This window comes from Marinomonas algicola (assembly GCF_014805825.1).
GTDB lineage: Bacteria > Pseudomonadota > Gammaproteobacteria > Pseudomonadales > Marinomonadaceae > Marinomonas > Marinomonas algicola.
This window is the reverse complement of sequence record NZ_CP061941.1, coordinates 1579803-1600135: the sequence shown is the minus strand read 5'-3', so window position 1 is coordinate 1600135 and position 20333 is coordinate 1579803. Positions and strand designations below refer to the sequence as shown.

The window sequence follows — 20333 nt, the reverse complement described above, 5'->3', positions numbered from 1 at the left end:
TATGTAGACTATGCAGGAGGCTTTTTTATACACGAGCCTAAAAAAATCAGGCTGCGTTATTTTTCTTCATTAGACATTAGTACAGGCGTATCCATAAAGCGGGTTAATACTTTAGCCAAACCATAGGCATCTTCACTGCCTGCAAGCTCTCGAATTGAATGCATACCGAAGGTCGGTAAACCGATATCAATTGTCGGCACACCAATACCGCCAGCGATAATAGGCCCTACCGTACTGCCACACGCCATGTCAGAGCGAACAACAAATGTTTGTACCTCATACCCTTCTTGCTTGGCAAGATCACGATAGATACCTGCTGTTTCACTGTTCGTTGCATAACGTTGATTATTATTGACTTTAATCACGGCACCGGAATTAATCATCGGAGCGTGCAACTTATCATGTTTACTGGAATAGTTCGGATGTAAACCATGGGCATTATCGGCAGAAATTAACATCGAGCGATTAATGGCTTGTACAAAATGCTCAGGATTTGGCGATAAACGCTGCAATACATCCTCTAAGAAAGGACCGTTCGCCCCACTAGTCGATAAGCTACCCACTTCTTCATGATCCGTACAAATTAATAATGCAGGCTGCTTACTGTCTAAACCAGCAAGCAAGGCTTCTAAACCGACAAAACAACTCAATAAGTTGTCTAACCTAGCTGAACAAATAAATTCTTTATTTAATCCTACAAGAGCGGGCGCTTGGGTATCGTATAAAGATAATTCAAAATCCAGAATTTCTTTCACATTCAACCCTGGATATTGTTTTTCAATTTGAGTCATTAACACTGACTGTAATTCAAATTCTGATTTGGCAAGACCTAAAATAGGCAGCATCTCTTCTTGAGGGTTAACAGAGAACCCCTCATTTACAGAGCGATTCAAATGAATAGCAAGGTTAGGTACAACGGCAATAGGGTCTTTAAAATCAATCAGACGGCTGACCCTGTCCCCAGAATCCAATTTTACGGTTATCCGTCCGGCCAAAGAGAGATCACGATCAAGCCAAGTATGTAAAAGCACACCGCCATATACCTCAACACCTAATTGATGATAACCGGAACGCACAACATGAGCGTTAGGTTTTAATTTTAAGCAGGGGCTATCGGTGTGTCCCCCAACCATTCTCCAACCTGTCGTATGAAAGTTAAGTTCTGGTGCCGTAAACGCAATAACCGAAGACGCATTTCGTGTTACAAAATAGTTTCCACCCTCCTCTATCACCCAATGGTCCTTTTCTTTTAATTCAGTAAAACCATTGTCGAGTAATGTGGCCTTCATGCTCTCTACGGCATGAAACGGGGTTGGAGAATTGCGTAAAAATGATAATAAGGAGTGATTAAAAGCTTGATTTTTCATATTTTTCTAAATGCCTGAATCTAAAAAAGACTTTTTAACGGATTAACTGGTCATCTTGCATCATGTCTAATATGATTTCAAAAATGAATATGGATAATTATTTAAGAGAACCGAATCCAGATGAATTATAAAAATTTATTTCTTTGCCTATTAATGGGGGCGACACTTTCCGCCTCCAATACGTTTGCCTATACCGAACTTAAGCCATTAGAAGAAAACCAAAAAGTCTCTCAACAGCTTGTTGAAATGCTAGAACGTGTTCACTATAACAAAACCGCTATCGATGATGAAATATCGTTAATGGCTTTTGACAAATATTTAAGTTCCTTAGACCCCAGCAAAAGCTTTTTCCTACAAAGCGACATAGACAGCTTCGCAAAATATAAGCTGACGTTTGATGATGCACTCAGATCGGGAGATACGTCCGTCGCGTACGTTATCTACAACGTCTTCTTAGATCACTTAGAAATACGACTCGATCAATTACTCAAAACGTTGCCTTCTATCGTCAAAAACTTCGATTACACAAAAAAAGAGTCCCTTACGATTGACCCTGATGACATTCAATGGGCTCAAACACAGTCGGAACTCGACGAAGTATGGCGTAAGCGGATTAAGAATAGAGCCCTTATTCTTAATATGAACGGTAAAAGTGAAGAGGACATTATTGAGTCCTTAACACGACGCTATAAAAATCAACTAAAACGCATTGAACAAACCGATGCGATGGACATTTTTCAAATCTTCGCTAATTCAATTACCCTAAGCTTAGACCCCCATACTAGCTATTTTGCACCCCGTGCCTCTGAAACCTTTAATATCAATATGAGCCTTTCTCTTGAAGGGATCGGAGCCGTTTTACAACAAGAAGATGAAGACACGAAAGTGGTAAGGCTAGTACCAGGCGGACCTGCCGCCACGCAAAGTGATTTAGCACCAAACGATAAAATCATCTCGGTAGGTCAAGACGGAAAAGACATGATAGACGTCGTTGGCATGAGACTTGATGACGTTGTCGATATGATTCGAGGAGAGCGTGATACCGTTGTCAATCTTGAAATCATTCCTTCAAAAGGTAACGGCCAAACCAGTAAAATTATTTCCATTATTCGAAAAAAAGTAAAGTTAGAAGATCAATCGGCTCAAAAACACATTGTTGAAGTTGAAAGAGAAGGTGAAACCTATAAAATTGGTGTTATTAAATTACCTACCTTTTATTCTGATTTTGCCGCTATTCAAGCCGGTGATAAGAACTATAAAAGTTCCACTCGTGATACCAAAAAGCTCATTGAAGAGCTCCGTAAAGAAAACATTTCTGGCTTAATTTTAGACTTGAGAGGTAATGGTGGCGGCTCTCTTCAAGAAGCTAATGCACTCGCTGGCCTTTTCATTCCTGCAGGGCCTACAGTGCAAATTCGTGACGCCAGCGGACGAGTTAATATTTTAGGCGATCAAGACCGTAGTGTAACCTATAGCGGTCCTATGGCCATATTGGTCAATAGAATGAGCGCATCGGCTTCTGAAATTGTTGCTGGGGCGTTGCAAGACTATGGCCGAAGCCTTATCTTAGGCGGCCAGACATTCGGTAAAGGGACAGTTCAAGTGCTGCAGCCACTTGATAAAGGCCAACTTAAAATAACTCAAGCGAAGTTTTATCGTGTTTCTGGTGACAGTACACAACACAAAGGTGTCATTCCTGATATTGCTTTTCCATCACTGTTAGATGAAAAAAGTGTGGGTGAAAGTGCTCTTGAGAATCCCCTCCCATGGGATCAAATTCATGAAACGCGTTACCCTGTTTATTGGGATATCCCATCAATGACCTCTAAATTGACGAAAGCACATGAAGATCGCATCAAAAAAGACCCGAACTTCATCTCAGTCCTTGAGCAAATTGATTATATAAAAGAAAAAACCGAAGGGATTAAATCCATTTCGTTAAATAAACAAGTTAGAACAGAACAACAAGAGACCGGTGAGCAGGATGAAATTGCTCGCGAAAACAAACGTCGAAGAGCGCTTGGGTTAGAAGAAGTTGAGACAATCGATGACATCACTCCTGCCGATGAAGACAGTTATGAACGCGAAGCGGGAGAAATTTTGTTAGATTTTATCACTCTCAATCAATAATGTTATTCTCATTTAGGTGACTTAAAAATACAAAACAGTCACCTAAATGGCCTAACGAGTTGTTAACCAGAAAAACCCGTTAACAACTCGATAATAATTCCTTTTAGCGCAAACGCCATCATTCCTAAACCTAACCCACCCACAATGATAAAAGTACCCAATCGACCAGCATTGGCTTTACGCGCTAAATCAAACATAATAAACAATAAGAAAAGACATAAACCAGATACCATTACTGTCATCATAATGGATTCAAATTCTTCTATTTCCATTTTTTTAAACACCCTTAGTAAGCATTAACATGGCAAAATCATCTTCAGACCGCAATACTATCGATTTATTTGGTAAAACACGAGGCCGACCCGTTACTCAGCCTTTATCGAGAAAGGATCAACTTAAAAAAAATAAAAAAATACAGAGAGAAAAAGACAAAAAACAGGGACTTAAACGGCTTGAGATAACGCTTGACCAAGAGACAGTGGAAAAACTGGATGCGTTATGTTTAGAGCAAGATATAAAGCGGGCGGAATGGCTCACTATGCAAATCGCTCTCGCTTTTTCGAAACAAAAAGGGAGTCGAAAAAAGCGCACCCTTAAAGAGTAAAAAACCTTAAGTCAGCACGCTTTAGACGGAATCAAATATACAGCACTAACGTCCGATTTAGCGCGTTTCTAATTGACTCAATAAATTAATGACCTTGACACTTGCGGACTCCATGTTCGCAAGTAACTGAATGCCTTTATCAATATCACCCGCTCGTTTTGCTTCTAATGCGTCGATACCATAGCGATGAACGTCGTTATGAGGTTCATCAATTTGTTTAAACGCCGAATTATGTTGAAAAAGTGCTTTCCCTTCAGATGCATACCATTTGCCTAATCGGCAATTAGTATGATTGGATATACCCGATGTATCAGCGACTTTATCAGACGCAAAACGGCGATGGATGTCAGCTTTCCATACCATATGATCCATTTTTACCGTATGAAGAAAACAGTTTGTCGCTTCATTATCCAGCTCTTTTTGCGTACTCAATGCCGTGCTGATAACATTTTGAACATTAACTACGGTTTCTCCGGTTAAGGTAACCAACTCTGAACAACCTGTTGCAACCGTATTAATATGGCTATCAGCAATCCCTGTATTCTTTTCAATGGCCTCGACCAATTGTGCAATTTCAGAGCTTGCATCACCCGCTTTTTGCGCCAACGAGCGAACTTCATCAGCCACGACGGCAAAACCTCGTCCTTGCTCACCAGCACGCGCCGCTTCGATAGCGGCGTTTAACGCTAATAAATTGGTTTGTTCTGAAATACCACTGATGATGCCTACAAATTGAGTAATATTACTGGCCAGTGTTTTTAAGGTTTTAACACTTTCATTACTTTCTGTTGCACCCGTTTGAATGACATGAATGGCTTTTTCCAAAGCATTCATTGCTTCGGCACTCTCTTTTGCTGTTTCTTCAAAATTAACTAGCTTTTTACTTTCATTGCTTAAGGTTTGCATACTTCCTTCAATGGAGTCCCTTATGCCCTCTAAAAGACCCATACCACCAATTAATAAACCATCTACTGCTTTATCTTTGGGTGCAAAACGCAGGGCTTCAAGTTCTGTTTGAGCCACTTGATGCTTTGAGAGTAACTCAGACAGCTCTTGACTCAAAGACACTCTATCCAGCTCAAGAGACTCTACTTTCGCTTCTAGTTGCTGGATTTGTTTACTCTTTCCCCACATATAAACCTCTTACACGCTGTTGTTTGTTATAATGAGATAAATTACCACTAACGACAGAATAAACCCATGGCAAAATTGTATTTTTATTTTTCGGCAATGAATGCTGGAAAATCCACTGTTTTATTACAGTCTGCTCATAATTATCAAGAAAGAGGCATGCAGACATTACTATTAACCGCCGCCTTAGATAATCGCTATGCAGTCGGCCAGATCTCCTCTAGAATTGGCATTTCAGCTGAAGCTCAATTATTTGATAAAGAAACCAATATTTTTCAAAGTATTAAAGAAACACTCGAGACTCAAAAAATTGATTGTATTCTTATCGACGAATCGCAATTCCTTACAAAAGAACAAGTGTATGCATTAACAGAGATTGTCGACCGTCTTAACATTCCTGTTCTTGCATTTGGTATTCGCACCGATTTTAAAGGTGAATTATTCGAAGGTAGCCAAGCATTATTAGCTTGGTCTGATAAACTTGTTGAATTAAAAACAGTCTGCCATTGTGGCCGGAAAGCCACTATGGTCATTCGAGTTGACACAGAAGGGAATCCCGTTCTAGAAGGGGCTCAAGTTGAGATCGGTGGAAATAATAGATACCTATCTGTATGTCGCAAACATTTTAAAGAAGCACTTAAGGGCTAACCATGTGGTTTAACAATATTCAAATTTTCCAACTCAAAAACGTAGACACACTCGATACCAATGAATTAGTCGACAAGTTACCTGACTTCCCTCTTAAAGAATGCGGCAGTCAAGAAGAGTTCTCTTTTGGTTGGTTACCTCTTATACGAAAAAGTGAACAATGGAGTCTTATTGGTAACAATTGCTTAATGTTAAGAGCAGGCAAAGAAGAAAAAGTATTACCCTCTTCTGTTGTTCGCGAAGAATTGGAGAATAAGGTTTCTGAAATTGAAATTTTAGAAGGCCGGAAAGTCGGTAGAAAAGAAAAAACAGACCTCAAAGATGAGTTGATCTTTACGTTAAGACCAAAGGCTTTTTCTAAACGTTCGGATATTTGGTGCTATCTTGATTTAACGGCAAAAATTTTAGTCATTAATAGCACAAATGCAGGCTTAACCGAGCTGTTATTCAAACAATTGCAAACAACCCTTGGAAGCTTCTCCATGGCACCGTTGCAAGCACAAGTCTCACCCTCCAGTATCATGAGTGATTGGCTGTTAAAAAATGACCTACCAGCCAGTTTAGAAACCGGCGATGAGTGTGAAATACAAGACAGCTCAGAAGATAAGGCTAAAATACGTTTTAAATCATTGGACCCATTATCCGAAGACGTTACTCGTCATATAGAACAAGGCATGATGGTTAGCAACCTTGGCCTTAAATGGACTGAAAAATTAAGCTTTGTTTTGCATGAAGACTTAACACTTCGTAAAGTGAAATTTGATGACACGCTTAAAGATCAAGCTTTCAGTGACTCACAGGGCGGGGGTTTGGCAGACCTTGACGCGAATTTCGCCTTAATGACGTTAACTCTTAGAGAATTTTTTGCTTCTTATAGTCTTTGGTTTGAAATTAACCAAGCGCTATAATCAAGCATTGTTCGCAAATCTAAAAGCGAAACCATGGCTCCCCAATGTTGTCCACAATTTAGGTGGATAACATTGGGGAGAAACAGCCGCCGCACAAACAACATTCAACCCCAAGTTAGCTTATTCAATAAAAACCAACCGCATTCAACACGCCATTTAGCCAATAAATTAACATTAGACTTATATGACAAACAGTAAGAACACTATTACAGAACAAGAAATTGCCAAGAAAGTAACCTTGGTTGGAGCCGTTTGGGACGCCGTTCTTGGATTCGCTAAGATTGCGGCGGGCTATTTATCTCAGTCTCAGGCATTGCTCGCCGATGGCATTCATTCCTTGTCTGATCTAGTGACGGATGTATTTGTTTATATTGCGGCCAATAATGCACATGCCGCACCTGATGCCGAACACCCATACGGCCATCGTCGCTTTGAAACTCTCACAACAGTATTCCTTGGACTCGTTCTCATTATTGTTGCACTGGGTATCGCACTAGACACCTTTATTAACAACAGTATACCGACTGTGACATGGTACGGTTTGGCTGCAATTCTAGTAACCATTGTGGTAAAAGAGGCTATTTTTCATTATACAAGGAGAGCCGGTGAACAGATCGGCAGTAAGATGCTCATTGCAAATGCCTGGCACAGTCGTAGTGACGCACTCTCTTCAGTAGCCGTACTCGCTGGGTTAGGTGGCGTTTACCTTGGTTGGCCTTGGGCTGATAAAGTGGCATCCATCTTAGTGGCTCTGCTAATCGGTAAAATTGCCATTGAAATGATTCTAGAAAACATTGCAGAGTTAGTGGATACCTCGCCCGATAAAAAAATCATAGAACAAATCACTCAAACGGCCAGCAGCCTAAAAAATGTCATGACACCGCACGATATTCGGGCTCGCTCAATGGCCGGGAAAATTTACTTAGACATGCATGTGCACGTGCCTTCTTATATCAGTGTAAGTGAAGGCCATTACATAAGTGACAAGCTCATCAAAGTAATCAAGTCAAATCATACTAACGTTGAAGACGTCTTAATCCACATAGATCCTGAAGGTGTAACCCATAAAGGAGAAAAAAGAACGGCCATTTTTCATGAAAGGGATCAAGTTCTGGCCGACCTGCGATTTATTTTACGCAGACATACCGACTATATTGATCTAGAGCGTACTCAATTACATTATTTAAAACACGGCCTAGAAATTGAACTTATAGGTAAAGCCTTAGCTACACCAGAAAATACGGATTTTAAAAAACTCAACGCGAGCATTGAGCAAGATTTATTAGCTCTACCCTACTCCCACCACATCAGCGTATTGTGGCAATTCTAAAGCCATTTAAGCAGGCCTTTACTCTTTAAATAACACTGACTCATCTTCTAACTTAGAATGTGAGTCAGTGTTTTCATCATGATCATCACGCACGGTTAATTGTTTATTGGTTTTTGCACCCATCACTTTTAGCTGCTCTGCTCGGTTAATCAAATTGCCTCGGCCTGTGGTGAGCTTTTTCATAGCATTGTCATAACTTCGATTCACCTGTTGAATCTTACTACCTACGTCGTCCATATCAGCAACAAATCCAACGAATTTATCGTACATAGCCCCCGCTTGTTTGGCGATTTCTAATGCGTTTTGGCTTTGCTTCTCGTTGCGCCATATATTTTGTATGGTTCTCAGCGTCGCTAACAAGTTAGATGGGCCAACAATAATAATATTATGCTCGAAAGCATCGCTAAACAAACCATTATCGGCCTGTAGCGCCAAGCCAAATGCGGCTTCTATTGGGATAAAAAGCAACACAAAATCTAATGAAGTGACGCCTTCTAAATTGTGATATTCCTTAGCACTAAGCTCTTTTACATGTCGCCTTACTGCATCCAAATGCAACTTGAGGGATCGCTTTTTGTCTTCTTCTGTTTCAGCTTCTACATAAGACAAGTAACTTACCAGGACCATTTTGGAATCCACAATAATCTGCTTACCTTCAGGTAGATAAATAATCACATCCGGCTGATAGCGTTTGCCAGCTGATGTTTGTAGGGACACTTGGGTTTTGTATTCGCGACCTTTTTCTAAACCTGAACGCTCTAAAATCCGTTCTAAAATAACCTCTCCCCACCCACCTTGAATTTTGTTTTGACCTTTTAACGCATCCGTCAAATTCATCGCGTCGTCGCTGATTTTTTGATTTAACAGCTGTAGCCCCTTAATTTCTTTGATTAACGAGAAACGCTCCTTGGCTTCTTCACTGTAATTTTGTTCCACTCTCTGTTGGAAAGAGTGTATTTTTTGCCCCAAAGGGGCGAGTAGAGAAGAAATTTGCTTTTCGTTTTCAGCCGCCAAGTGGCGTCCTTGCTGACTCATAATTTCTTGCGCGAGTTGCTTAAACTCAACCTCTGACTGTCGCTTCTGTACCTGGTAAAATACTTCCTTTTCCTGCCAGACTTGTTGTGCTGAAGCAAACTGCTGCTCTAACGTAATCGCCTCTTTTTCCATTACATGAATTTGCTCTCGCATTTGTTGTACTAATTGAGCGTGATTATTCAACAAATTTTGGCTTTTTTCTTCTTCTTGCTGCCACTGCCGCTTGATTGACTGTACAATAGAGTACGCAATAAAAGAGACGATAATGGCACCTAAACCAAAGCCTAACAGGCTCCATAGTGCAGGCATAAGCCAATTTGTCATGAAATCACCCACCCTTCTGTATTAAAAATACTTATAGAAAACAATAGATAACAAGTTTACATGGATTACTACCTAAGCCCAATAGAAGAACAACGCTTTGATCTGGTAATTAAAAACAGTCAATTTATTACTCGCGTAAAAAGAACCTGCGGCCGGGCTGAAGCAAAAGCGTTTATTGAAAGTCTGCGCACTCAATATCCTGATGCCAACCATCATTGCTGGGCCTTTGCTGCTGGCGCACCAGATAACGTGCATTTGTGGGATCAAAGTGATGATGGAGAACCAAAAGGAACGGCAGGAAAGCCCATGTTAAATGTGTTACAGCATTCAAATTTTGGGGAAACCACCGTGGTAGTGACTCGTTACTTTGGTGGCGTTAAATTGGGTGCGGGGGGCTTAGTCCGTGCTTATAGTCAAGCGGTGCAAGAAGCCCTCAGCCAAACCCTATTTAAAGAAATTTACCCACGGAACGCAGTCTCGATAAAAGTGTCCTATTCTTTATTGGGGAAAGTAGAGTACTGGTTAGAGCAGAGCGACATAGAAGTGCAACAAAAGCATTTCGATGCCGACATAACCATAGAGCTAGGTGTTATCCCAAACTCGTGGAAAGAACAAAAAGCTGAACTTGAGAATCTTGGTCAAGGCAGCATTATTTTTATTGAACCTGAATTAGACAACAAATAACTAGATTGGATTATTAATCACTATGTATCAAACTGGACAAAGATGGAGTAGCCGTAACGAGTCAGACCTCGGAATCGGTATTATTGTTGAATTAAAAAGCAAATCTTTTACTCTACACTTCCCTGATGCGGAAACAGACCGTCATTATTCTGTTAGCCAAACTAGTTTAGTCCGACGCACATTAACCGTTGGTGACGAACTTTACTTCCAAGATGAGCCATTTCTTATTGAAGAGGTGCGTGAAATTGATGGACTGTATGAATATTTTATTGGGGATGACTGGTTAGAAGAAAGCATCGTTCAGTTTCCAAGAAATGATAAGAACGAATTAGATGCGATTTTATCTATCTCTCCTGCACGCCGCATGTGGTTCGACCTTCGTCGCCACACACTAGAACACCAGGGCCGCTTAGCGTCTTCACCAGTTCGAGGCTTAATGGGCTTAAAAGCTGAACTTTTACCACACCAAATCTACCTTGCACATGAGATCGCCAATAGGCCCGTTGCGCGCGCGTTACTGTGCGACGAAGTTGGCTTAGGCAAAACGCTAGAAGCCGGTTTGATTTTGCATAATAGAATGCTCAACGGTTTATGCAAGCGCGCACTTATCTTAACGCCGACAAATTTACAACATCAATGGTTAGTGGAAATGCTTCGTCGTTTTCATCAACATTTTGCTTTAATTAATGAATCTGTATATGAAGAGTTGTATGAAGACGATGATAACCCATTTGAGCAGCAACCATTAGTCATCGCACCATTAGAATGGGCGGCTAATCACCCTCGAGCATTACAAGACATGCTTTGTGCTGAATGGGACATGGTCATTATTGATGAAGCTCATCATTTAAGCTGGCACCCAGAAACGCCAAGTCAAGATTATCAAGCGGCTGCGTTACTGGCTCAAACATCTGAATCATTACTCCTATTAAGTGCGACCCCCGAACAAACGGGTGAAGAAGAGCACTTCTCTCGATTACAGCTGCTTGATCCTGATCATTATTACGATTTTGAGCGTTACAAAAAACAAAAAAATGAGTTTCAACAGGCGGCTAACCTAGCGGAAATGTTACTGCCTTTGAGCCAAGGTAAAGAACTCGCAGAAACACCCAATTGGACAGAAGCCTTTGGGCATTACACCGCTCAAGTGAGTGCAAAAGAATGGTTTGAAGTACTTAAAAATAACCTTCATGACGACCTATTAACTCAAGCCGCGGCTGATGCGATTGATTGGTTAATTGACCAGCATGGAACAGGAAGAGAAGTCTTCAGAAATACCCGTTCAGCAATCGGGGGGTTCCCAAAACGAAAGCTGTCCAGTTACCCTCTAGAAATGACAGAAGCGTATGAAAGCGCTAAGAATCACCCCTACCCACAGGCAAGCGTTGACTCAGCACTCTGGGCTTATGATCCTAGGTGGGTATGGCTAAAAGAGTTTTTAGAGTGCCAAGCTGATAAGGTATTGGTTATCTGTCATACAGCGGATATGGCTCATTGGTTAAGTGAACAACTGAATTTTGCTGGTTTCCAAAGCGCAAATTTCCATGAACAAATGCCGCTGATTCATCGAGATCGAGCCGCGGCTTATTTTGCTGATCCTGAAGGCGCTCAGATATTAATCTGTTCCGAGATTGGCAGCGAAGGTCGAAACTTCCAGTTTAGTCATGATCTGGTTATGTACGATATGCCTGAACACCCTGACCTATTAGAACAACGTATCGGCCGATTGGATCGACTTGGTCAAACCCACGATGTGCACGTTCACGTTCCCTATCTTGTTGGCAGCATGCAAGAAAGGCTGTTTAATTGGTACAACAAAGGCTTAAATGCTTTTTGCCGTACAACGTCCAATGGTGATCAAGTAAATCACGCCTTTTCTGAGCAGTTAAAAAGTTATTTACTTGGTCATGATGACGATGAAGCCCTACTAGATGAAGCGCACATTTATCACGAAGCACTGTTGACGCAAATGGAAGAAGGTCGCAATAGATTGCTTGAGATGACATCTTGTCGACCAGAACAAGCAAAGTTTTTAATTAATACCATTCAAGAGACAGCAACGAAAGGCCTGCATAAATACATCGAAGACGTTACTCATGCCTTTAATATTTACGCTGAATGTATGGACGACACCGAAGATAAAAGCGCTTGGTTTATCAGACCGTCGACAGACATGATGATCGAGGTGCTTCCTGGTGTAGAAGACGAAGGTAAAATGCTTGTATTAGACCGCCGCCAAGCAAGCCAAAGAGAAGACGTCGCCTTCGCTACCTGGGAACATCCGTTGATCGCCATGCTAATGGATGAAGTGCAAGCCTTCGAATCAGGTCGCTTAACATCCGCAACATTACCTATTGGAGCGCTACCAGAAGGAACCGTTTTAATTGAAAGTATGTTTGTCATTGAGTCCAGTGCGCATCCTCGATTAAAACTCAGTCAGTCATTACCCATTACGCCAATGTGGCAACTGTCTGATTCAAGCGGTAAGTTCCTCCACAAGCAGTTTACTGCAGATAAATGGGCCGAGAAGTTAAAAGGGGTTCCAAATAGAGTTGCTGAGCAATGGGTTGCTGCTTTACGCAAAGACTTATTAGAGGTACTGCAAACGCACCAATTAAATGCGCAAGACCAAGCCCGTCCAATCATTCAAGCGGCAAAGCAGGATTATCAACATAACTGGCAAAGCGAGATAGACCGTTTGTTCGAATTACAGCAACATAATGAAGAGGTGTCTTCTGAAGAATTAGAGCAGCTCCAAGTTAATATGAACGAAGGTCTAAAACGAATTGACGAATACACCATTCGACTTGATGCCATTCGCGTTATTTTGACCACGAAGCCATAATGAGCCTAGCTCAAGAGTCGAACTTGATTACAAAGCCTCCAGCCGAATTGCTCGCGCTGGAAGTTTTGTATGAAGATGAATGGTTTGCTGTAATAAATAAGCCTGAAAATTTTTTGTCGGTACCTGGGAGAGGCGTCGACAAACAAGATTCTATTATTTTTCGTGCACAACAGCATTTTGGTGAAGCGCATGCAGTACATCGTTTAGATTACGCAACATCTGGCCTAATACTAGTAGCAAAAACACTAGAATGTCATCGACGGCTTTCAGAGCATTTCCGTGAACGCATTGTCGAAAAGGAATATCAAGCTGTGGTTAGAGGGCCTTTCTTTGGCGAGTATGGTGTAGTAAAGAAACCTCTTCGCTGTGATTGGCCCAACAGACCAAGACAACAAGTTTGTAAAGAATGGGGCAAGCCCGCCGAAACCCATTGGCAAGTCATAAAGAAAGAATCTGCAGCAATCCGAGTTCAGTTAAAACCCATTACTGGTCGCTCCCATCAACTTAGGGTGCACATGCAAAGCATTGGCCACGCTATCGTTGGCGATGAATTTTATGACAAGGACATTTTGCCTCACAACACCCGTTTATTACTGCATGCTTACAGGCTGGAATTTCATCACCCATTTACTCAAGCATGGATAAAATTTGTTTCTCCATGCCCTTTTTAACTGTATTAGATTTTTCATAAATAACGTTGGTTAATTTTCGAATTGCCACTAATAAACCAACATAAGTGAATAACGTACTAAATTTCTTATAGCAGGTTTATTACGAGGTGCTACTTAAATCTAACACTTGCTTAGCTGCTTGATGAACCAAACTGTGCCGCTTGGCAACCACCCTTTCGTCTCTGTCATAGCCACCACCAATGACAGCGGCAACAGGAATCGCCTGTTCATGACAGGTTTTTAAGATGTAAAAGTCTCTTTGGAAAATACCCTGATCGGTTAAATTAACGTAACCTAGACGATCGTCTCGATGCACGTCTACACCAGCATCATAGAATATAAAATCGGGTTGATATTGTTCTAATAAACTCGGCATCGTTGACTCGATAATAGATTGATAGAGGGCGTCAGTTGCCCCCTTAGGAATCGCAATATTAATGCCTGCTACTTGCTTAGTCTGAGGATAATTATCCTCACAATGCCAAGACACCGTTATCACCTGTTGATTATCCGCAAAGAAACAGGCCGTACCGTCACCCTGATGTACATCGCAATCGACTATCATGATGCGTTTCGCCTTACCTTGCTCCAGTAAAGAAAACGCTGCGACAGCTAAATCATTAAAGATACAGAAGCCTGAGCCATGAGACGGATGAGCATGATGTGTGCCGCCAGCTAAATGGCATGCTATACCATACTCTAACGCTAACTCAGAGGTTAACACAGTACCCGAGACAGCCCGAAGTGTCCGTTCCACTAACCAATCAGACCAGGGTAACCCTATTTCTTTTAGCTCTTTCGAAGAGAGTTGACCTCGAACAAAACGCCGCACATAGTCGGCATTGTGTACCCTCATTAATAAATCAAGTGACATAGGGCCTGGAGTGAACAAGTTATCCGCCGTCAAGATAGCCTTTTCTCTTAAATGTTCGGCCAAAAAGGCAAACTTATTCATTGGAAAACGATGTCCAGAAGGAAACGGAATACTGTAATTAACATGGTAAACTAAGGGTAGAAAAGACATAAAAATACAACAAATATTAACGAAGCGAATATAAACCTTAATGAGGATAAATTGCTATTGACTCTTAGCCACCAACAATTTACGTGCCGCTCTATTAAATGCTTCGATTAAATGAGGCGGAAAACGCTTGCCACTTTCTAAATTCACTTTTTGAATCGCTCTCATGGCACTTTTCTTATATTCATCCCCCGACTTACCCCACACAATATCAATAAACATAGCGGAGATAGACACCACAAATGCGCCAGTTGGAATGAGTGATCCAACTAACCCTTCTGGAAAACCATTGCCATCAAACTTTTCTTCGTGTGCCATTACAATTGAAACAGCATGATCCCAGCCTTCGTGCTTATGCAATAACTGAGCACCAACCATAGGGTGACTCGAAATTGCACGTTCTCGATTAGGATTACCTTCTTCAAACTTTAACACCAACGCCATTCCCATATCATGCATATAGGCCGCTGCACTTAATTGAACAGGGTCTTCTGGGTACTTTAACTCTTCATTTATCAGTAAACAAAGCTTTAAAATACGCTCTCCCCGTTCTGGAGAATAACCAAGCAAACGATTGAGCTTAGACGACAGCGCTTTGAATCGATCGATATCTTCTTGTTGGGCTTCGGTGTACTCAACAGTAATCAGTAGTGTTGCATTGTTCTTCTGGTTACCTAAGGTTCCTTCTTTAAAATCAGCAATACTTTTAATAATCTGCGCCGCCTTATCCGGCCTAACGCTGTCATTCTCCATAGCGTAAAGTTCATCTAGATTGACCTGCATTAGATCTAGAATATTTCGATCTGCCCCATGGCTTTTATACAGCTGCTGAAGCAGAGAACCTACTTCATCCAGAATGACGTTCGTTAAAGCGCCCAACTGGTAATCATACGTAATATAGCGCCCACGCATACCGTCAACAATTTCCTCTAGTTTATGCAATAATTCAACCAAAGGATCTAAAAAACAAACCGAACAATTACCCTTCATACTGTGCAATGAACGAAATAAATCATCTAATTTTTCGAAAGAAAATCCTTCATCTTCAATTTTATTTAAGATGTCTTCTATTTCGACTTGAGCTTCTGCATAACATTCAAGAAGATCATCTTTGAGCTCTTTATCTAATGCTGAAAACTCTTTACACGCAAATTGACTCATAATGCCTCATTGTAACCCTTAACCAAAAAGCAAACTCGCTCTACTTTTTATTACATTGTAGTTTGAGTACACTTAATCTGAAACCTAAAATCTGTAGCAAAATGAAACCAAGAGGAAATAAATGAATTATTGGCTAATGAAATCCGAACCCGATGCATTCTCCTTAGAAAACCTCAAGGCAAAGCCTACTTCATGGGATGGCGTGAGAAACTATCAAGCCCGTAACCATATGAAGAGCATGAAACAGGGCGATCAAGTTTTTTTTTACCACTCAAGTTGTAAAGATATTGGTATTGTCGGTATTGCTCAAGTCATAAAAGAATCTTATCCAGATCACACCGCATGGAATCCTAAAAGTGATTACTTTGATGCTCGATCCTCTCCTGAGAATCCCCTCTGGTATATGGTGGACATAGAGTTCGTCCGTGAATTTTCACACACCATGACTCTCTCTAGCTTAAAAGAAAGTCCAGAGTTAGCGAACATGAATCTCTTGAAAAGAGGCAATCGACTTTCGGTCATGCCAATCACAGAAGAAGAATGGAACATTATTACTTTAAAAAGCCAATACCTTTAGTAAAGTGTATTGGCCTACAAAACGGATTCGATAACAGATTAATGATAGTTTCGGTCTCTTTGCTTTAAGGTAATCGCCGTATCAAAGAAATAAGAAATGCCTAACCCTATGTAAAAATGCTCATCCCCTGTTTCAAACGATAAGTTTATGCTGGCATGATTAGAGAATTTTTCGGGCTGTAAGTTTACCCCAACGACCATAATATCATTGCGATTCATTTTTTCCTTTCGCAAGAACATTTGTCTATTAGGATCTAAATAGTAGGCCAAGCTTATTGTTTGACCAGAAAAAGTATCAATATCCTCTTCGTATTCCGTTTCCGATAAACCAACGGTAAAATCGCCAAAATAAAGATCACCATAGAAACTCAATGCCGTGCTGCTTTCTTTCGCTAACGCTTCATCTCCAGGTTTGCGCTCTTTGTAGCCAAGACCGGCCCCAACACGACCGGCATTACTACGTAAAAAAGCATTACCGACAACTTCCGACTGGGAGTAGTCATCTTTTGACGAATTTGCAACAAAATAGTCACTGTTAACAAGAAACTGAGTCGTTATCATGTCTGTCACAGGCATATTAATGGTGACATCCAATCCATAGAACTGCTCACTCGACAGTAGGCCGGTACTCGCTCCAACTTCAAAGTTAGGGAGGCGAGTATCATGAGTTGTTGATTCAGCGCTCACTGAGACACTTTGTAATGTACTTAACCCCATTAAGACCGAACTAAAGATCACTTTTTTGTTCATTGCATGATTCCATCTCATTATCTTTCAATATATTGTGGAATGAATTGCTCATGAACACCAGCGCTCTTAACAGATACCACTTGATTTTGGGTAACTGAGGCGTTTTTTTATTATTTTTGTTCAGTGATAGCCCATTACACAAGAAATCCTCATTTTAATAAGGACTTTTAAGCCCAACGCTGGGCATATTCGTTAAAGCCCAATATAATGGGCAGCAAGTCAAACTGACAATACATTTCAGGTTATAAATTACATGGCAAAAAAACTTTTCATTCAAACTCATGGCTGCCAAATGAACGAATACGATTCGTCAAGAATGGCCGATTTATTAGGTGACAGTCATGAGATGGAGATTACTCACAATGCAGATGAAGCCGATGTTTTACTGCTAAACACCTGCTCTATCCGAGAGAAAGCACAAGATAAGGTTTATCACCAGCTTGGCCGCTGGAAAAAACTAAAAGATAAAAACCCCGATTTAATCATTGGTGTGGGCGGATGTGTAGCCAGTCAAGAAGGCGACACCATTCGTAAACGTGCGAAACACGTTAATATGATATTTGGGCCTCAAACCTTGCATAAATTACCTGAAATGGTTAATGCGGCCCATAAACACATCCCTATCACGGATGTTACCTTCCCTGAAATTGAAAAATTCGATCATTTGCCAGCACCTAGAGTCGATGGTGCTGAAGCCTATGTTTCTATCATGGAAGGCTGCAGTAAGTACTGCACATTTTGCGTCGTTCCTTATACTCGCGGCGAAGAAGTGAGTCGTCCTTTTCAAGACATTTTAAATGAAGTGTCCCAGCTGGCAGAGCAAGGTGTGCGTGAGATACATTTATTAGGGCAAAATGTTAACGCTTATCGCTCTGAAGAAGGTGATGACGAACTTGATCTTGCCGATGTCATTCATGCCATTGCCGAAATCGATGGCGTTCAACGCATTCGTTTTACCACGTCTCACCCAGTTGAATTCACAGACAGCTTAATTGAAGCCTTCCGTACGCAACCAAAATTGGTTAGTCATTTGCACTTACCAGTACAAAGTGGCTCAAATAAGATCTTAACGGCGATGAAGCGTGGCCATGATCGTCAGTCATATATAGATAAACTGAACCGAATTAAAGAAGCGCGCCCAGGAATAAGTATTTCATCTGATTTCATCATTGGCTTCCCTGGTGAAACAGAAGAAGATTTCATCGACACAATGAACCTTATTCAAGAAATTGGCTTTGATAATTCCTTTAGCTTTATTTACAGCCCGCGTCCTGGTACGCCAGCCTCTGAATTAGCAGACGATACAACAGAAGAGTTGAAAAAACAGCGCTTAGCCATTTTACAGCGCCGTATTATTCAACAAGCATTTGATATTAGTGCCAATATGATGGGATCAGTACAACGTATCTTAGTAAGTGGGTTTTCTCCTAAAGATCCAGGTCGAATGCAAGGTCGGAGTGAGAACAATCGATTAGTCAACTTTCCTACCGTTGATGCTCGTTTAATCGGTAAATTTGCCGACATTTTGATTACTCAAACCTCACCGAACTCGTTACATGGTGAATTAGTAAACTCAGAACTTGAAGACGATTTTGATCTTTGATTGACAATTATATAAGATCCGTCATCGCAGACTCTTAACTCTATAAGGAATCACTTGGAAACTATTATTTCACAACAAATTCGTATGGTGCCAGCACAAACTTCCGCTTTAGCCGCGTTATGCGGCAAGCTTGATGAAAACATCAAATTAATTGAATCTCGCTTGGAAGTTGAAATCACTTATCGTGGTGAATTATTTGATGTATCTGGCAAATATGCAGATCGAGTGAGTGCCACAAAGACACTATTAGAGAATCTATATCGAGAAGCGCTGGCTGAAACTGAGATTACACGTGAGACAATCCACCTCTATCTTCAAGAATCAGCATTAGCGTCTCTTAATGACAAAGAGAGCATGCAAACTCAAGTCATTAAAACACGAAAAGCACATATTAAACCGAAGGGTGGAAACCAGAATAGTTACGTGCGTGAAGTTCGTAAAAACGACATCAACTTTGGTATTGGACCTGCCGGTACAGGTAAAACCTATTTAGCCGTAGCTTGTGCAGTCGAAGCGCTTGAAAGTGACCGAGTTGAACGCATCATGCTTGTTAGGCCTGCAGTAGAAGCGGGAGAAAAACTGGGTTTTTTACCTGGTGATCTGGCTCAAAAAATCGACCCTTACCTTCGCCCTTTGTACGACGCATTATACGAAATGATAGGTTTTGAACTTGTTGAAAAGTTAATTGAAAAGAACGTTATTGAAATCGCACCCTTAGCGTTTATGCGAGGCAGAACATTAAATAATTCCTTTATCATTCTAGATGAAAGTCAAAATACGACACGAGAACAAATGAAAATGTTTTTAACACGTATTGGTTTTGGCTCAACGGCCGTCATTACCGGGGATACCACTCAAGTTGATTTGCCACGAGGAACAAACTCAGGATTAGCCCACGCCATGCATGTATTAAAAGATGTGAAAGGCATTAGTATGACGCATTTCAGCTCGGAAGACGTTGTTCGTCATCCTCTGGTTCAACGCATTGTTGAAGCCTATGAGGTGTTTGATGTTGAACAAGAAGAAGAGCGTAAAGCTAAGAAAGCGGCTTACCAATCGCTTGAGGAAAAATAATGCCTACATTGGAATTAGACTTACAGATTGCCACACAAGATTCAAGCAATCTACCGAGTCAAACACAATTCGAGGACTGGGTAAACGTTGCCTTGCCGACAATAGGCGACGAATTCGAAGTAACCATTCGTATTGTTGACCTCGAAGAAAGTCAATCATTAAATCATGAGTATCGAGGAAAAGATAAACCAACGAATGTCTTATCTTTTCCTTTTGAAGCACCTCCTGGCCTGGAATTACCTCTCTTAGGCGATTTAGTAATTTGTCGACAAGTTGTAGAAAATGAAGCCATAGAGCAAGAAAAACCTGTCTTTAATCACTGGGCACATCTTGTGATTCATGGCATATTACATCTTCGTGGCTATGATCACATAGACGACGTTGACGCTGAAGAAATGGAATCAATGGAAATTGACTTATTAACATTATTCAGCATACCTAACCCCTATCTGATAAACGAGTGAGATCAGA

General features: G+C 41.0%; 19 protein-coding genes and 1 pseudogene. 12 read left to right on the top strand and 8 right to left on the bottom strand.

Going from position 1 to position 20333, the window contains the following annotated elements:
• Positions 1-56 precede the first annotated feature (56 nt).
• Entirely contained in the window at positions 57-1367 is a 1311-nt protein-coding gene (locus tag IEZ33_RS07220) for a M18 family aminopeptidase (RefSeq protein ID WP_191603012.1), read from the bottom strand.
• Between the two features lie 120 nt (positions 1368-1487).
• Between IEZ33_RS07220 and IEZ33_RS07215 the strand changes: the two genes are divergently transcribed.
• Complete coding sequence (locus IEZ33_RS07215; RefSeq protein WP_191603011.1) at positions 1488-3497, top strand: carboxy terminal-processing peptidase; 2010 nt, start codon at positions 1488-1490, stop codon at positions 3495-3497.
• Between the two features lie 62 nt (positions 3498-3559).
• Here IEZ33_RS07215 and IEZ33_RS07210 read toward each other — a convergent pair whose 3' ends face one another.
• On the bottom strand, positions 3560-3769 hold the full coding sequence (locus IEZ33_RS07210; RefSeq protein ID WP_191603010.1) for a DUF2788 domain-containing protein: 210 nt from the start codon (positions 3767-3769) through the stop codon (positions 3560-3562).
• A 29-nt stretch (positions 3770-3798) separates the two neighbouring features.
• Here IEZ33_RS07210 and ybfE point away from each other — a divergent pair, with 29 nt between their 5' ends.
• Positions 3799-4101 carry a LexA regulated protein gene (ybfE, locus tag IEZ33_RS07205; protein WP_191603009.1) on the top strand — a complete coding sequence of 101 codons (303 nt, stop codon included), beginning with the start codon at positions 3799-3801 and terminating at the stop codon, positions 4099-4101.
• 57 nt (positions 4102-4158) lie between these two features.
• Here ybfE and IEZ33_RS21000 read toward each other — a convergent pair whose 3' ends face one another.
• Positions 4159-4464: a CZB domain-containing protein gene (locus IEZ33_RS21000; RefSeq protein WP_240009692.1), complete on the bottom strand. Its 306-nt coding sequence runs from the start codon at positions 4462-4464 to the stop codon at positions 4159-4161.
• Between the two features lie 102 nt (positions 4465-4566).
• Positions 4567-4935, bottom strand: a pseudogene (locus IEZ33_RS20995) (methyl-accepting chemotaxis protein); the annotation flags it as partial.
• A 366-nt stretch (positions 4936-5301) separates the two neighbouring features.
• Between IEZ33_RS20995 and IEZ33_RS07195 the strand changes: the two are divergent.
• From IEZ33_RS07195 to IEZ33_RS07185, 3 genes are all read left to right on the top strand, one after another.
• Positions 5302-5880, top strand: coding sequence for a thymidine kinase (locus tag IEZ33_RS07195; RefSeq protein WP_191603007.1), 579 nt, complete (start codon positions 5302-5304; stop codon positions 5878-5880).
• A gap of 2 nt (positions 5881-5882) precedes the next feature.
• Positions 5883-6788 (top strand): recombination-associated protein RdgC, encoded by a 906-nt coding sequence (locus IEZ33_RS07190; RefSeq protein WP_191603006.1) that lies wholly within the window; start codon positions 5883-5885, stop codon positions 6786-6788.
• Between the two features lie 184 nt (positions 6789-6972).
• A complete protein-coding gene (locus IEZ33_RS07185) occupies positions 6973-8118 on the top strand; it encodes a cation diffusion facilitator family transporter (RefSeq protein WP_191603005.1) in 1146 nt (381 codons plus the stop codon).
• An 18-nt stretch (positions 8119-8136) separates the two neighbouring features.
• Here IEZ33_RS07185 and IEZ33_RS07180 read toward each other — a convergent pair whose 3' ends face one another.
• Positions 8137-9477, bottom strand: coding sequence for a DNA recombination protein RmuC (locus tag IEZ33_RS07180; RefSeq protein WP_191603004.1), 1341 nt, complete (start codon positions 9475-9477; stop codon positions 8137-8139).
• 60 nt (positions 9478-9537) lie between these two features.
• On the opposite strand from IEZ33_RS07180, the gene IEZ33_RS07175 reads away from it, so the two are divergent.
• Genes IEZ33_RS07175 through IEZ33_RS07165 form a run of 3 tightly spaced genes read left to right on the top strand, consistent with a single transcriptional unit; the run spans position 9538 to position 13677 of the window.
• Positions 9538-10161: a YigZ family protein gene (locus tag IEZ33_RS07175; RefSeq protein WP_191603003.1), complete on the top strand. Its 624-nt coding sequence runs from the start codon at positions 9538-9540 to the stop codon at positions 10159-10161.
• Between the two features lie 22 nt (positions 10162-10183).
• Positions 10184-13006 (top strand): RNA polymerase-associated protein RapA, encoded by a 2823-nt coding sequence (gene rapA / locus IEZ33_RS07170; protein WP_191603002.1) that lies wholly within the window; start codon positions 10184-10186, stop codon positions 13004-13006.
• Complete coding sequence (locus IEZ33_RS07165) at positions 13006-13677, top strand: RluA family pseudouridine synthase (protein ID WP_191603001.1); 672 nt, start codon at positions 13006-13008, stop codon at positions 13675-13677. Before rapA ends, IEZ33_RS07165 begins: the two co-directional genes overlap by 1 nt.
• Positions 13678-13777: 100 nt before the next feature.
• Here the strand turns inward: IEZ33_RS07165 and IEZ33_RS07160 are convergent, their stop codons facing one another.
• Positions 13778-14701 carry a histone deacetylase family protein gene (locus IEZ33_RS07160; protein ID WP_240009660.1) on the bottom strand — a complete coding sequence of 308 codons (924 nt, stop codon included), beginning with the start codon at positions 14699-14701 and terminating at the stop codon, positions 13778-13780.
• 54 nt (positions 14702-14755) lie between these two features.
• The gene (locus tag IEZ33_RS07155) at positions 14756-15859 is read right to left on the bottom strand and encodes an HD domain-containing phosphohydrolase (protein WP_191603000.1); all 1104 of its coding nucleotides are present in this window, start codon (positions 15857-15859) and stop codon (positions 14756-14758) included.
• 121 nt (positions 15860-15980) lie between these two features.
• On the opposite strand from IEZ33_RS07155, the gene IEZ33_RS07150 reads away from it, so the two are divergent.
• Positions 15981-16436, top strand: coding sequence for an EVE domain-containing protein (locus tag IEZ33_RS07150; protein ID WP_191602999.1), 456 nt, complete (start codon positions 15981-15983; stop codon positions 16434-16436).
• 38 nt (positions 16437-16474) lie between these two features.
• On the opposite strand, the gene IEZ33_RS07145 is transcribed toward IEZ33_RS07150, so the two are convergent.
• Positions 16475-17185, bottom strand: coding sequence for a hypothetical protein (locus IEZ33_RS07145; RefSeq protein WP_191602998.1), 711 nt, complete (start codon positions 17183-17185; stop codon positions 16475-16477).
• A 253-nt stretch (positions 17186-17438) separates the two neighbouring features.
• Here IEZ33_RS07145 and miaB point away from each other — a divergent pair, with 253 nt between their 5' ends.
• The 3 genes from miaB (at position 17439) to ybeY (ending at position 20326) form a co-directional block, all read left to right on the top strand.
• A complete protein-coding gene (gene miaB, locus IEZ33_RS07140; protein ID WP_191602997.1) occupies positions 17439-18788 on the top strand; it encodes a tRNA (N6-isopentenyl adenosine(37)-C2)-methylthiotransferase MiaB in 1350 nt (449 codons plus the stop codon).
• Between the two features lie 84 nt (positions 18789-18872).
• Positions 18873-19862, top strand: coding sequence for a PhoH family protein (locus IEZ33_RS07135; RefSeq protein WP_191603565.1), 990 nt, complete (start codon positions 18873-18875; stop codon positions 19860-19862).
• Positions 19862-20326 carry an rRNA maturation RNase YbeY gene (gene ybeY, locus IEZ33_RS07130; RefSeq protein WP_191602996.1) on the top strand — a complete coding sequence of 155 codons (465 nt, stop codon included), beginning with the start codon at positions 19862-19864 and terminating at the stop codon, positions 20324-20326. The genes IEZ33_RS07135 and ybeY overlap by 1 nt, the downstream gene beginning before the upstream one ends.
• Positions 20327-20333 lie beyond the last annotated feature (7 nt).

Coding starts and splice junctions, on each gene's coding strand:
- IEZ33_RS07215 (WP_191603011.1), top strand. CDS start 1,488: ATGAATTATAAAAATTTATTTCTTTGCCTATTAATGGGGGCGACACTT.
- miaB (WP_191602997.1), top strand. CDS start 17,439: ATGGCAAAAAAACTTTTCATTCAAACTCATGGCTGCCAAATGAACGAA.
- IEZ33_RS07165 (WP_191603001.1), top strand. CDS start 13,006: ATGAGCCTAGCTCAAGAGTCGAACTTGATTACAAAGCCTCCAGCCGAA.
- IEZ33_RS07175 (WP_191603003.1), top strand. CDS start 9,538: ATGGATTACTACCTAAGCCCAATAGAAGAACAACGCTTTGATCTGGTA.
- IEZ33_RS07195 (WP_191603007.1), top strand. CDS start 5,302: ATGGCAAAATTGTATTTTTATTTTTCGGCAATGAATGCTGGAAAATCC.
- ybfE (WP_191603009.1), top strand. CDS start 3,799: ATGGCAAAATCATCTTCAGACCGCAATACTATCGATTTATTTGGTAAA.
- rapA (WP_191603002.1), top strand. CDS start 10,184: ATGTATCAAACTGGACAAAGATGGAGTAGCCGTAACGAGTCAGACCTC.
- IEZ33_RS07180 (WP_191603004.1), bottom strand. CDS start 9,477: ATGACAAATTGGCTTATGCCTGCACTATGGAGCCTGTTAGGCTTTGGT.
- IEZ33_RS07220 (WP_191603012.1), bottom strand. CDS start 1,367: ATGAAAAATCAAGCTTTTAATCACTCCTTATTATCATTTTTACGCAAT.
- IEZ33_RS07210 (WP_191603010.1), bottom strand. CDS start 3,769: ATGGAAATAGAAGAATTTGAATCCATTATGATGACAGTAATGGTATCT.
- IEZ33_RS07160 (WP_240009660.1), bottom strand. CDS start 14,701: ATGTCTTTTCTACCCTTAGTTTACCATGTTAATTACAGTATTCCGTTT.
- IEZ33_RS07190 (WP_191603006.1), top strand. CDS start 5,883: ATGTGGTTTAACAATATTCAAATTTTCCAACTCAAAAACGTAGACACA.
- IEZ33_RS07135 (WP_191603565.1), top strand. CDS start 18,873: ATGGTGCCAGCACAAACTTCCGCTTTAGCCGCGTTATGCGGCAAGCTT.
- ybeY (WP_191602996.1), top strand. CDS start 19,862: ATGCCTACATTGGAATTAGACTTACAGATTGCCACACAAGATTCAAGC.
- IEZ33_RS21000 (WP_240009692.1), bottom strand. CDS start 4,464: ATGGTATGGAAAGCTGACATCCATCGCCGTTTTGCGTCTGATAAAGTC.
- IEZ33_RS07155 (WP_191603000.1), bottom strand. CDS start 15,859: ATGAGTCAATTTGCGTGTAAAGAGTTTTCAGCATTAGATAAAGAGCTC.
- IEZ33_RS07185 (WP_191603005.1), top strand. CDS start 6,973: ATGACAAACAGTAAGAACACTATTACAGAACAAGAAATTGCCAAGAAA.
- IEZ33_RS07145 (WP_191602998.1), bottom strand. CDS start 17,185: ATGAACAAAAAAGTGATCTTTAGTTCGGTCTTAATGGGGTTAAGTACA.
- IEZ33_RS07150 (WP_191602999.1), top strand. CDS start 15,981: ATGAATTATTGGCTAATGAAATCCGAACCCGATGCATTCTCCTTAGAA.